The following is a 12,888-nucleotide window of genomic DNA, read 5'->3' on the forward strand; positions in this document are numbered from 1 at the left end:
ATTCAAAGTTACAAAAAGATTGATTGTTTAGGCAAGTAAATGTCTAATAACTTCATGTATTCCCCCTGTCGCACTTTGTTTGCAACGTATTTTCGTGGGTAGTGGAGCGAGGGAATAGTTCGAGAGCGTCAGACCAAAGTGTCACTTTTTAGTCATATTCCTATTCCACCGTAGAGGAATAGGGCAGCTTTGTAGCGATCGCCTCACCGCAGTATCTCAGAGCGCTAGTCCTTAAATTTACCTGACCGGGTGATTGGGAACGAACAATATGGCAGAACAAGAAAAGCTCAAGTCATCACAATGGCACCATCTATCAACGGCAGAGGTTGCTCAGCATTGGGACAGCAATCTAGATCAGGGTTTGACAGGCGCTGAAGTCACAAAGCGACGAGAGCGTTTTGGGGCAAACGAACTCAAAGGGAAACCTGGAAAAAGCCCCATTGTGCGATTTCTCCTGCAATTTAATCAACCGCTACTGTACATCTTGCTAATTGCAGGGGCGATTAAAGCGTTACTGGGAGAGTGGGTTAATGCTTGGGTGATTTGGGGTGTAACTCTAATTAACGCCATTATCGGGTTTGTGCAGGAAGCGAAAGCAGAAAGCGCGATCGCCGCTTTAGCCTCCTCCGTCCAAACTGATGCCACAATCCGCCGCGATGGTCAAAAAGTCCAGGTTCCTTCTACAGAGTTAGTACCCGGCGACCTCGTGCTGCTGACTTCTGGAGACAAGGTGCCAGCGGATCTGCGACTGGTTGATATCCGCAGCTTGCAAGTCAATGAATCCGCCCTGACAGGTGAATCCGTTGCCGTTGAAAAAGACACCTCACCCCTCGATCCCGACGCTCCTTTAGCAGAACGCCGCAACATGGCTTATGCTGGCAGCTTCGTCACTTTTGGTCAAGGGAGGGGCATTGTTGTTGCTATTGGTGGGGAGACAGAAACTGGGCGGATTTCCCAGTTAATGGAACAGCAAACCAACTTAACAACGCCCTTAACCCGGAAGTTTGATAAATTCAGTCGCCAATTGCTCTATATCATTCTGGGAGTAGCCACGCTGACCTTTGCCGTGGGTTTGGCATACGGCAACACCTGGATATCCATGTTCGAGGCGGTTGTCGCCTTAGCCGTGAGTGCAATCCCCGAAGGCTTACCAGCGGTTGTCACCGTGACGCTAGCCATTGGGGTTTCCCGCATGGCGCGGCGTCATGCGATTGTCCGAAATTTACCAGCCGTCGAGACTCTAGGCGGTGCTACCGTTATTTGTTCTGACAAAACTGGCACGCTGACAGAAAACCAGATGACGGTGCAAGGAATTTATGCTGGGGGTCAGCACTACAGCGTTACAGGGACAGGCTACAACCCGGAGGGTGAACTTTTACAAGATGAAAAGCCCGTTCAACTAGAGCGCGCTCCGGTTCTTCAGGAATGTCTAATGGCTGGAGTGTTATGCAATGACTCCCACTTAGAAGTAAAAGACGCTCAATGGAAGGTTTTGGGCGATCCGACGGAGGGAGCGCTGATTGCGGCTGCCAACAAAGCGGGATTGAACCAGCCTTCCTTAGAAGAGGAAATGCCGAGGATCGATCTGATTCCCTTCGAGTCTGAGTTCCAGTACATGGCAACCTTACATGAAGGCACTCAATCTTCCTCGCAGCGAACTATTTACGTTAAGGGTTCAGTCGAGGCAATTCTCTCCCGCTCTCGGCAGATGCTAGATGAAGGAAATCTTACGGCTATTGAGCCAAGGACAATACATCAAGAAGCCGAGGCGATGGCAGAGCAGGGGTTACGGGTGCTGGCATTTGCCAAGAAGGATGTCGCCGCCGATAAAAATTCTCTCGATCATCCCGATATTGAAGCGGATCTGATTTTCCTGGGATTGCAAGGGATGATCGATCCCCCCCGCCAAGAAGCAATCAGTGCGGTAGAAGCCTGCCAAGACGCAGGGATTCAGGTCAAGATGATTACGGGCGATCATGCAGTAACGGCAAGAGCGATCGCTACTCAGATGGGGTTGCAACGGCAAGGGGAAGCGATCGCCTTTACGGGACAAGACCTTTCCCAAATGAGTCAGCAGGAACTCGCGAATGCCGTAGAAGATGGCTCTGTATTTGCTCGCGTCGCCCCGGAACAAAAGCTACGTCTGGTGGAAGCCCTGCAATCCAAAGGCGAAGTCGTGGCGATGACAGGGGATGGGGTGAACGATGCCCCCGCCCTCAAGCAAGCCGATATTGGCATTGCCATGGGGGGCGCAGGTACGGAAGTGGCGAAGGAAGCTGCTGACATGATTTTGACCGATGATAACTTTGCCTCCATTGAAGCGGCGGTGGAGGAAGGGCGTACAGTTTATCGAAATTTGCTCAAAGCGATCGCCTTTATCCTGCCCGTAAATGGCGGGGAATCGATGACGATTGTAATTAGCGTGCTGCTAGCGAGAGCCTTACCGATTCTCTCTTTACAAGTTCTCTGGCTCAACATGGTGAACTCCATTGCCATGACGGTTCCCTTAGCCTTTGAGCCGAAGTCACAACGGGTGATGAAACGCCCTCCCCGTAACCCCAATCAACCCTTGCTTTCTGGCAACCTATTAAAGCGCATCTTGGCAATTTCGGTCTTTAATTGGATTCTAATTTTTGGCGTTTTTGAATGGGTTAGGAGAGAAACAGGAAATATCGATTTAGCCCGCACCATGGCAATCCAAGCGTTAGTAGCCGGGAGAATTTTTTATCTATTAAGCATTAGTCAATTAGGGATTACTACAGTCGCTAAGCTCCGAGGCAAAATTGATAAAATTGCAGGTGCTCCCGCCATTGTTGTTGGTATCGTCGCTACGATAATTTTGCAGATCATCTTCAGTCAGTGGAGCTTGATGAATGAACTCTTTGAGACAGCACCCTTGAACTTAAATCAATGGTTGATCTGCGTACTTGTGGGTTTGCCAATGATTGTAGTCGCTGCCTTAGTCAATCGTTTCGACCCACTTAATTAAGGGATACAGCATAATAATTAAAGGTTTGTAGTAAGAGTTTTAGCCCTCACCCAAATCAATTAAAAAGGATTTTGAGATGCTAGCGTCTCAGATCCCCGACTTCTTGAAGAAGTCGGGGATCTCACCTCCGAAAACTATTTGTGACTGCTATGGTCTCTAATCAATCCTTCAAATTGTCAAAATAAAATTCTTCAGCAATGATATCCAATGTTACCCATCCTTTGGGATTGAGCAAGAACCCCTCAATAGAATACTCTTCATACTCAATATTGGGTTTAAGCCCATGACTGAACTCTTTAATAAATTCTTGCTCTTTTTCGTATTTTCCTGTTTTTTCATCATACTCATCAAACGTTTGCTGTAAATATTTAACGTTTTTGAACACAACCTTACAAGGAGTTAAAAAACTATGCTTATCTGACAATGGATGAGGTGGATAAATTTCTAATTCAGATTTGATATTGACTATCAAATCCTCTCCAATAAACTCAATTATTTCTATTTTACACTCGGAAAAATGAAATTCATTGAAATAGCCCTTAACAATTGTCATTATTCTTGTTTTCTTAATATTGGAGGCAAAATTTTATTTGTAGACGCTGGGGTCTTTCCATCTAATTGAAAAAATTTATATTGAGAAAAACACTCTGGTAAAAGAATTTGTTTTTGTATAAATTCAAGACCAAGTTTGTTCAAAAGTGACTGTGTAAGAGACCATTTATAAAGTAAATATTTAGACAACGAGATTTAGATTTACTTTATAAATAGCCTCTTATTTATTTCCGCCTACTTAAATTATAATTATCTTGCTGTTAAGGATAAAAATTCATGTTGAAGAAGCTAAGAGGCGGCTTTCTTCTATTTATTGGGTACATGCTTTCACCCCTGTCTTGGTGGAATGACCTGTTTTTTAATCTTCCAGTTGCTTACTTATTTGGTTATATTTTTAGCTGGTTCTCTCCAGATCTACTTATCCCCTTTACAATCGTGGGTTACTGGATATCGAATGTTGCCGGAATTCTCATGATGCAGTTTGGGGCAATGGATATGTTTGTAGAACAGCCAAAGGAACGCAATCTTAAAAAAGATTTATTAGTGGGTTTAGCGTCCTCGACTGCCTACACCTTGGTGATTTTGGCATTGATGCAATTTAATATTCTCAAAGCTCCTAGTTTATTTTCTGGTACTTAGGAAAAGCTTATTGCTCTAATTCCTGACGGTAAGTTTTAGGGGCAGGTATGGCATGTTCAGCCGGAATAATTTGTTTACCAAATCTTCGGGCGTAAACTTGGGTAAATTCTGCACCAAAAAACAAAATCTGAGCGGAATAAAAAACCCAGGTAAGGAGGATCACTAAAGAGCCAGCGGCTCCATAGGCAGAACCAAAACCCGTCTGTCCTAAATAAAACCCGATCGCTAACTTCCCAATCTCGAATAATACGGCGGTGATGACTGCACCCACCCCAACATCGCTCCAGGCAACTTTGGCATCGGGCAGAATTTTGTAAATGCTGGCAAACAGCAGCGTCACAATACCAAAGGAAACGAGAGCGTTAACGGCTTGCCACAAGTAGGTAAAACCGGGTACTAAGTCTCTCAAGTAATTTCCAAGTATTACTAGCACCGTGCTGATAACCAGGGACACGAGCAGTAAAAACGCGATTACCAGCACCATCGAGAACGATAAAAGGCGTTTGCGAAGGAAGTGTTTAACAGCGCCCTCTGGCTGCGCCTTCACTTCCCAGATTTTGTTGAGGGCATTTTGTAGTTGAGCAAAAACGACAGTTGCGCCGAACAGCAGGAGAACGATATTGATCACCGCAGGAAAGGCATCTTGAGAGGAATCTAGCCGACCGGCATTAGCAACGGCTGTCTGGATTAATTGAGCCGCATCAAAGCCGACGATGCTTTGAATTTGCCTCACCAGTTCCCCTTCTGCTGCTTTTGTTCCAAATACCGCCCCAGCGATCGCGATCGCAATAATCAACAGCGGCGCTAGGGAGAACACAGTGTAATAAGCTAATGCGGCTGCCATCAGCGAGGCTTGATCCAAGCTCCACTCAGAAAATGTGGTTTTCAGAAGCCTCCAAATGTTTTTGATGCTCATCAATCTAGTCTCCTACGCTGTATTATTTTAGACCCAATGGGTAGGGGCGTTGGCGGAGCCTGCGGGAAGCGCATAGGGCTGTTCGCCTCTAGTTTTATAGCCAATGAGCTTGTATTAAGTCAGTAGGCGAGAATAAATCAAACTTTTGATTATTTACAAGTCCTACTTACACTCCGCTGATATGTGGTGTAAGTTACCAAATCTTTGCTGTCACTTTCTCGTCACATTTACGACCAACACTAGAGATAATTCGATCGAGAACTCACTGATCCTACTTGGCGATCGCGTTAGTTTTTAAACCACTATTTCTTCCGGAGCAACTATGAATGCGATTTTTTTTAGGAGCGCTGCTTCTATACTCAGTGTTGCTGCTTTGGCTATAGTATTTAGCGGGCAGTCAGCTCAAGCGGAAACGGCTGAGTTTACCCCAGTTACGGCACCAATTGTAGAGTCGGAAGTTTTAACATCTGCGTCGCCTTTGATGCCTCAACCAACAGAGGATGAAGTCCAAGAAACTACCTTGGATACCGATACCAATCCGGTAGTGGCTCAAGTTGATGTAACGCCGGGTAGGACAACCCGCTCTGGCCCTAGCTATATCGGAGTTGCAGGTAATATCGGTTTGGGGGGCGATACAACCTTAAGCGAAGGTGCCTTTACTGTCATTAGTAAAATTGGACTCACTAATAATCTATCCGTGCGACCTGCGGCTTTAATTGGTGATGATGCATTGTTTTTAATTCCCCTGACTGTCGATTTTCCCAGTCAAGGAGTGGAAGAAGTTCCCTTTGGTATCGCGCCCTATATTGGCGGAGGCGTGGCAATTTCAACAGGTAGAGATAACACCGTTGGCGCACTAATTTCTGGTGGCGTAGATGTTCCTATATCGCCTCAATTAACAGCAACGGCTGGCGTGAATGTTGGTTTTATTGATGAAACAGAGGTAGGGTTGTTAATCGGGATTGGTTACACGTTTGCAGGATTTTAAGGTAGTTTTCTTAACTTTATTGCTTCACAATTTGAGGAAATTAATTTAACAGTGATGGAGTCATAGTGAGCAAACGTGGAAACTACAGCTTACCAAACGGTGATTTAGTTGCTTCCAAAGAAGTAGCCCCGAAACAAACTTTGGCATTTGTAGATGCCGTTGCCATCATTGTGGGGATTGTCATCGGTGCAGGCATTTTCGAGACACCAGCGTTAGTTGCGAACAATGCCGCGAGTGCTGAAATTGCACTGTTGACTTGGCTGTTGGGTGGTGGAATGTCATTTATCGGCGCTCTTTGCTACGCAGAATTGGCGACAGCCTATCCCCACGCCGGGGGCAATTATTTTTATTTCCTCCGTGCTTATGGTGATGGTGTTGCTTTTCTGTTTGCTTGGGCGCGAATGACAGTGATTCAAACAGGTTCGATTGTGTTGCTGGCATTTGTATTCGGGGACTATCTATCGCAGTTGTTTCGCTTGGGGATTTATTCCTCCTCGCTGTATGCGGCGATCGCGGTTATCGCTTTGACGGCACTAAACTTAGTGGGTGTTCAGCAGGGGAAGTGGACGCAAAATTGGCTAACGGCGGCGAAAGTCCTCGGCTTGCTGTTGGTGATTATCGCGGGTTTAGCTTTTGCTACTCCTGATGTCCCTGTCGCCCCTGCAGAACCAACAGCCCCAGGGAATAGTTTGGGGTTAGCCCTGGTTTTCGTGCTGTTGTCCTATGGTGGCTGGAATGAAGCGGCTTATATCTCTGCCGAGTTACGCAACGTCAGGCGTAATATGGCGCGATCGCTACTTTGGGGACTGGGCATAATCACAGCGATTTACTTGCTGATCAACCTCGCTTACATCCAGGGATTGGGGCTGGCGAACATGGCAGACTCAGAAGCCGTTGCTGCTGACTTGATGCGGAATCTGCTGGGGGAACCGGGTGCTTGGTTCATTAGCCTGTTGATTGCGGTGTCTACCTTAGGGGCGATGAACGCCACGATTTTAACTGGGGCGAGAACTAACTACGCCTTGGGAAGAGACTTTTCCCTCTTTTCCTTCCTCGGACGCTGGCACCCTCGTGTCAGTACACCCAGTAATGCCTTACTAGTTCAAGGAGCGATCGCCTTAGCCCTGGTATTGATGGGAACGCTGACGCGCAAAGGCTTTGAGACGATGGTGGACTATACCGCCCCGGTGTTTTGGTTCTTTTTCTTGCTGACAGGAGTGTCGCTGTTCGTGTTGCGGATCAAGGAGCCAGAAGTAACGCGATCGTTCCGAGTTCCCTTCTATCCCTTCACCCCGATTCTCTTTTGTGCCATCTGTGTTTACCTCCTCTATTCCAGCCTTGCCTACACGGGGGTGGGGGCACTTGTTGGTGTGGCAGTGGTAATTGCTGGCGTACCGCTGTTGTTTTTGACTCGTCGTCGGCAGTCTTAATCACAACGTCAGTTACTTAACTTACTTAAATTTGGAGAAACTAGCTATGCAGTTGCACCGCTTGATGGGATTGCTGATTACCAGCGTGAGTGTTAGTAGCATCTTAGTTGCGGGATGCACCCAGCAACGACAGTTTAATGAAGTTGAACCAACAACCCAAGCTCAACAACCCTCGCCTACGGTCACTGAACAACCCGCGCCCACGGTCACTCAACCATCCCCAGCACGGACGCCTGATGTACCCTATGTACCAACGCCGAATGAAGTTGTAGAGCGGATGCTTCAAATCGCCAATGTGTCCGGTGATGATCGGCTCTACGATCTCGGCAGTGGGGACGGGCGAATAGTCATTACCGCCGCCCAACAATTCGGCACCCGTGGGACTGGGGTAGATATTAATCCCGAACTCGTGCAGCGTAGTCGAGAAAATGCTCAACAAGCAGGCGTTAGCGATCGCACTGAGTTTTTACAACAAGACTTGTTTGAAACTGACCTCAGCGATGCCACCGTAGTGACGCTCTACCTATTACCTAATATCAACTTAAAGCTCCGACCGAAACTCCTGCAAGAACTCAAACCCGGCACCCGCATCGTCTCCCACGACTTCGATATGGGAGAGTGGGAACCTGAGCAGGTGGTGCAAGTACAAGGGCCCGCGCGTCAGCATACCATTTACTACTGGGTTGTCCCGGAAAATCCCCCCGCTAATTTGCTGCAATAACGCCACAGGCTATAAGCCGATAGTTAGTTTGATCCCCCCCAGCCAGGGTTGAAAAAGGGAAAGAATCAAGTCTTAGTCCCCCTCAAAAGGTGGATTTAGGGGGATCTCCACCCTCTAAGCGTCTCGATTATGACTTTTCAGACATCCTCTAAGAAGTCGGGGATCTGAAAACGCTGTAACCTTTGTTGTCGGTAAACAAGGCGTTAGGCTATGCTGCGGCAAACAGTGAAGCTGACAGGCTGGCGCTAAGTGGCAAATAAGGAACATCTCGCTTTACTCAAGCAAGGGGTAGAGGTTTGGAATCAGTGGAGGGAAAACAACCCTGAAGTAAGACCAGACCTATCTGGGGCAGACCTTGTCAATGCAGATCTATCTGGGGCAAACCTTGTCAATGCAGATCTATCTGGGGCAGACCTTGTCAATGCAGATCTATCTGGGGCAGACCTTGTCAATGCAGATCTATCTAGGGCAAACCTATTTAAGGCAGACTTCGGTGAGGCAGACCTCAGTCGGGCAGACCTCAGTCGGGCAGACCTCAGGCGGGCATACCTCTGCGAGATAAAGCTCCGTGGTGCAAAGCTCCGTGGTGCAGATCTATCTGTGGCAAACCTGATTGAGGCAGACCTCAGTCGGGCAGACCTCAGTCGGGCAGACGTGATTAATGCAAACCTGATTGGTGCAAACCTGATTGGTGCAAACCTGATTGGGGCATCTCTTTCATTAGCTCAAGCACTGGATGCTAATTTTGAAAAAGCAGTTTTCACTGGCTCCTGTCTGAAAGATTGGAACATTAACAGCGCTACACGGCTTGATGGAGTAATTTGCGACTATGTTTATCTGAAGCCTTTTGACCAAGAACGCCGTCCCCATAGTGGAAACTTTGCACCGGGAGAGTTCACCAAGCTATTCCAAAAAGCTTTAGAAACCGTTGACCTAATTTTCCACAACGGCATTGACTGGGGAGCCTTTCTCACTTCCTATCAAAAGCTGCAAGTCGAGTGCGGCGGCGAGGAGTTGTCGATCCAAGCGATTGAAAACAAAAACGATGGTGCTTTCGTTATCCGAGTAAACGTTCCTCCTGATGCTGATAAGGTAGAAATGGAGAAGTACCTAAAACGAGAGTATAAACTTGAACTTCAAGCTAAAGATGAACTTCTAAAATTCCGTGATGAGAAAGTAAAGTTTTATCGCAGAAAGCTAAAAAGTGAGCGCAAAGAAAATACAAAGTTATTGAAATTTATTGAAACAATGGCTGAAAAAGAAAACTCTAAGTATTACTTTGATAAACCCCAAATAGGCAACTTCGTTGATACTGCTCAGAGTGGCAGTCGCCAGCAAGCGATCAATCACCAGTACAATTATGCTCCTGAACAAAAACAAACTCTCGCTGAAGCAGCCGCAGAGATCCAGCGACTGCTAAAACAACTAGAAGAAAAGAACCCCACCGCAACCGAAGCTGAACAAAAAGCCTATGTCACCGCTTCGATTCCTCTCGATCGGCGACAAAGGGTTTTCAGTGCGTTGCAAGCGGGTGGTAAGGAAGCGATGAAGGAGTTTCTAGATAATGCCTGCTTCAACGTGGTGATCGCAATGATTGAAGATTGGCAGGAAACCAAGTAAAACCCGATGCAAATAGCTGCTGAGTTGAAGCCGTTGTAGGAGCGATCGCGCACTCCGAGCGGGTTGGTTTGCCCTTCCTATGGCACTACTTTGTATTTGGCAGAACCTCTCAACACCAATGTAGCTATACCGTTCGCTCGTTTTAAGCTACTAGCGATCGCCTGAATCCTTAAAAGCTTTCTCTTTTATTGCTACTGAGTAAGTTTTTTTAACTGCATATATGCCTGTTCAGGAGTTAGAGGCTCCCCTTCCTCTTCATTAGGAATATAAAACTGGCTGCTATCGGGAAAATAACGCACCACAAAGCTGGGAATCTGTTTTGATTCCATTGCTTTTTTACCAAGTTTTACAGCTTCTTCGATGAGAGAGGCTTCGTCATGAAAGGGTGGTTTATCCATGTAATTTTCTACCTTACAGCTTCAAAAAGTATTCTATTTCACTACAAACTATTCTTAATTAAAGTAAATTCATCAAATTAGCATCAATCAGAAGATAGATCGCCGTTTACTAGAGTTGTTTATTCAAAATAAGTAATTTTTGCTTTGTATTGTATATAGCGATTTTACTCTGAGGTACAGATTGACCCTTCCCCGACGCGGAGACTACGGTGTACACAATAAGTCTGACGAGACGGCTTCACCTCATGGAGATCCCCCCTAACCCCCCTTCAAAAGGGGGGGACAGAAATCTTAGTCCCCCTTTTTAAGGGGGATTTAGGGGGATCAGACAACCTTTTACAGCTTGGTAGGAGATGTGTGTACACCGTAGGACGCAAAGAGGAGAGCAGGACTTCTGCAAAAAAGCCGCTCTCCCACCTCTGTAAGCTTGCCTACACCTGCTCAAGCAAGAGAACAGCAGAGTTTAATCTGGCAGAAAACCCAGTATGCCGTAGGGATGATGCGAGTTTTGTCATTTTTTCGGAATGATTCAGTTTGAACAACCTGTAGAGCGATTGGTTGTTGCCTCTAGCATGAGCATTTATGGCGAAGGTCTTTATCAGGCACCGGATGGCAGCTTGTGTACGGGACTCGATCGCACTCCAGCACAACTGAAAGCAGGCGACTGGGAAATTCGCAATGCCAAAGGGGAGGTACTTACCCCCGTTCCGACACCGGAGAGCAAGCAGCCCTCTCTGGCTTCCGTGTATGCCCTCTCTAAGTATGACCAAGAGCGGATGTGCCTGATGATTGGACAATCCTATGATATTCCCACGGTAGGATTGAGGTTTTTTAACACCTACGGCACGCGGCAAGCCCTTTCTAATCCCTACACAGGTGTATTGGCAATCTTTGCATCCCGCTTGCTGAACAACAATCCTCCCTTGATTATCGCGGTAAAAAGACAGCGTTGGCAGGAATGGCTCCCAGCGATCCCAACTGGCTGCGCTTAATATGCGATCGCGGCGTCTTAGCCTACATTGATGCCGTAGGGATTCATGGCTTCCCCGGCACCTGGGAATTTGACTGGCAGCATTGGGCAACCCAAATAGAGCCAGTGCAAGCCGTATTAAAGCAGTACGAGTTAAAAGCACAATTGTGGATTACCGAAACCGGGTTTTCCACTTGGAGCCACGACGAACACGGACAGTTGCGGGCATTTGTTAAAGCGATCGCTGCCCCTGTAGAACGAGTGTACTGGTACTCCCTCTACGACCTCCATGCCGCTCTCCCCTCCCAAGAAGGATTTCATGTAGACGAGCGGCATTACCACATGGGACTCAAGCGGCAAGATGGCACAGAAAAACTGCTGTTCCGCTTGTGGCATACAGGAGGACTAGAGGCAGTTCGAGACATCGGAGAATTAGGCGTTAGGAGAGAAGAGCAGGGGTGCGGGGGAGCAGAGGAGCAGGGGAGCAGAGGAGCAGGGGAGCAGGGGAGCAACAATAACCAAATTCATACTTCATCCTTCATCCTTCACCCTTCATCCTTCATCCTTCCTCCCCCCGCTTTGATCACAGGTGGGGCGGGATTTATCGGCACTAACCGGGCACATCGACTGGCTTGTAAGGGGCAACCTGTGCGGCTTTTGGATAACCTCTCGCGACCGGGAGTAGAACAAAATCTGCACTGGCTGCGGGAGATGCACGGGGACTTGGTGCAAATTGAAGTGGCAGATGTGCGCGATCGCTTTGCGGTGCGTCGGGCAATTCAAAATGCTGGTATGGTGTTTCATTTTGCCGCGCAAGTGGCAGTTACCACCAGTTTGAGCAACCCAATTCATGACTTTGAGGTCAATGCCAAAGGGACGCTGAACGTGTTGGAGGAAATGCGATCGCTAAAAAATCCCCCGCCTCTAGTTTTCACCTCCACCAACAAAGTCTACGGTGGCTTAGAGAACCTGCATCTGCGATTGAGAAGCGATCGCTACGAGCCAGAAGACGACCTAATCCGTCATTGCGGCATCAGCGAAGATCGTCCCTTGAACTTCCAAAGTCCCTACGGCTGTTCCAAAGGAGCCGCCGATCAGTACGTCCTCGACTACGCCCATACCTTTGGTTTATCGGCTGTCGTCTTCCGGATGAGTTGCATCTACGGTTCCCATCAGTTCGGCACCGAAGACCAAGGTTGGGTTGCCCATTTCCTGATTCGCGCCCTCAAAGAGCAGCCAATCACTTTATACGGCGACGGAATGCAAATCCGAGACATCCTCTATGTTGAAGACCTGCTTGATGCCTTTGAGCTAGCACAGGAAAATATAGAGGCAATCTCCGGTCAAGCATTTAACATTGGCGGCGGCAAAGAAAACACCACTAGCTTACTGGAATTGATTGAAGCGATCGCCAAGATACAGGGCAAAACGCCAACCGTTCATTTCGACAACTGGCGTCCAAAAGACCAGCGTTACTACGTCTCCGACTTCAGTAAGTTTGCAGCCGCAACGGGTTGGACGCCCAAAGTTGGTATTCGCCAAGGCGTCGAGAAACTTTATCAATGGCTGCAAGAGGATAGGAGCAAGGGGGTAATGAAGTATGAAGTATCAAGTATGAAGTATCAAGTATGAAGTATGAAGTATCAAGTATGAAGTATGAAGTAT

General features: G+C 47.4%; 10 protein-coding genes and 1 pseudogene. 8 read left to right on the forward strand and 3 right to left on the reverse strand.

What is annotated here, in order from left to right; all coding sequences use genetic code 11:
* Positions 1 to 268 precede the first annotated feature (268 nt).
* The gene (locus tag AC5JR3_RS00995) at positions 269 to 2,989 is read left to right on the forward strand and encodes a cation-translocating P-type ATPase (RefSeq protein ID WP_495842136.1); all 2,721 of its coding nucleotides are present in this window, start codon (positions 269 to 271) and stop codon (positions 2,987 to 2,989) included.
* Between the two features lie 160 nt (positions 2,990 to 3,149).
* On the opposite strand, the gene AC5JR3_RS01000 is transcribed toward AC5JR3_RS00995, so the two are convergent.
* Positions 3,150 to 3,542 carry a hypothetical protein gene (locus tag AC5JR3_RS01000; RefSeq protein ID WP_495842138.1) on the reverse strand — a complete coding sequence of 131 codons (393 nt, stop codon included), beginning with the start codon at positions 3,540 to 3,542 and terminating at the stop codon, positions 3,150 to 3,152.
* 275 nt (positions 3,543 to 3,817) lie between these two features.
* Between AC5JR3_RS01000 and AC5JR3_RS01005 the strand changes: the two genes are divergently transcribed.
* Positions 3,818 to 4,180 carry a DUF7980 family protein gene (locus AC5JR3_RS01005; protein WP_495842141.1) on the forward strand — a complete coding sequence of 121 codons (363 nt, stop codon included), beginning with the start codon at positions 3,818 to 3,820 and terminating at the stop codon, positions 4,178 to 4,180.
* 7 nt (positions 4,181 to 4,187) lie between these two features.
* Here AC5JR3_RS01005 and AC5JR3_RS01010 read toward each other — a convergent pair whose 3' ends face one another.
* Positions 4,188 to 5,096 carry a YihY/virulence factor BrkB family protein gene (locus tag AC5JR3_RS01010; RefSeq protein ID WP_495842143.1) on the reverse strand — a complete coding sequence of 303 codons (909 nt, stop codon included), beginning with the start codon at positions 5,094 to 5,096 and terminating at the stop codon, positions 4,188 to 4,190.
* 322 nt (positions 5,097 to 5,418) lie between these two features.
* Between AC5JR3_RS01010 and AC5JR3_RS01015 the strand changes: the two genes are divergently transcribed.
* From AC5JR3_RS01015 to AC5JR3_RS01030, 4 genes are all read left to right on the forward strand, one after another.
* Complete coding sequence (locus AC5JR3_RS01015; protein WP_495842145.1) at positions 5,419 to 6,084, forward strand: hypothetical protein; 666 nt, start codon at positions 5,419 to 5,421, stop codon at positions 6,082 to 6,084.
* Between the two features lie 65 nt (positions 6,085 to 6,149).
* The gene (locus AC5JR3_RS01020) at positions 6,150 to 7,514 is read left to right on the forward strand and encodes an APC family permease (RefSeq protein WP_495842147.1); all 1,365 of its coding nucleotides are present in this window, start codon (positions 6,150 to 6,152) and stop codon (positions 7,512 to 7,514) included.
* Between the two features lie 46 nt (positions 7,515 to 7,560).
* Entirely contained in the window at positions 7,561 to 8,235 is a 675-nt protein-coding gene (locus AC5JR3_RS01025) for an SAM-dependent methyltransferase (RefSeq protein ID WP_495842149.1), read from the forward strand.
* Positions 8,236 to 8,484: 249 nt separating this feature from the next.
* The gene (locus AC5JR3_RS01030; RefSeq protein ID WP_495842151.1) at positions 8,485 to 9,855 is read left to right on the forward strand and encodes a pentapeptide repeat-containing protein; all 1,371 of its coding nucleotides are present in this window, start codon (positions 8,485 to 8,487) and stop codon (positions 9,853 to 9,855) included.
* Positions 9,856 to 10,046: 191 nt separating this feature from the next.
* On the opposite strand, the gene AC5JR3_RS01035 is transcribed toward AC5JR3_RS01030, so the two are convergent.
* Positions 10,047 to 10,253 carry a hypothetical protein gene (locus AC5JR3_RS01035; RefSeq protein ID WP_495842153.1) on the reverse strand — a complete coding sequence of 69 codons (207 nt, stop codon included), beginning with the start codon at positions 10,251 to 10,253 and terminating at the stop codon, positions 10,047 to 10,049.
* Positions 10,254 to 10,789: 536 nt separating this feature from the next.
* Here AC5JR3_RS01035 and AC5JR3_RS01040 point away from each other — a divergent pair.
* Positions 10,790 to 11,182, forward strand: a pseudogene (locus tag AC5JR3_RS01040) (NAD-dependent epimerase/dehydratase family protein); the annotation flags it as partial.
* Positions 11,183 to 11,211: 29 nt separating this feature from the next.
* A complete protein-coding gene (locus AC5JR3_RS01045; protein ID WP_495842161.1) occupies positions 11,212 to 12,855 on the forward strand; it encodes an NAD-dependent epimerase/dehydratase family protein in 1,644 nt (547 codons plus the stop codon).
* Positions 12,856 to 12,888: the final 33 nt, after the last annotated feature.

The organism is Kastovskya adunca, assembly GCF_059505785.1.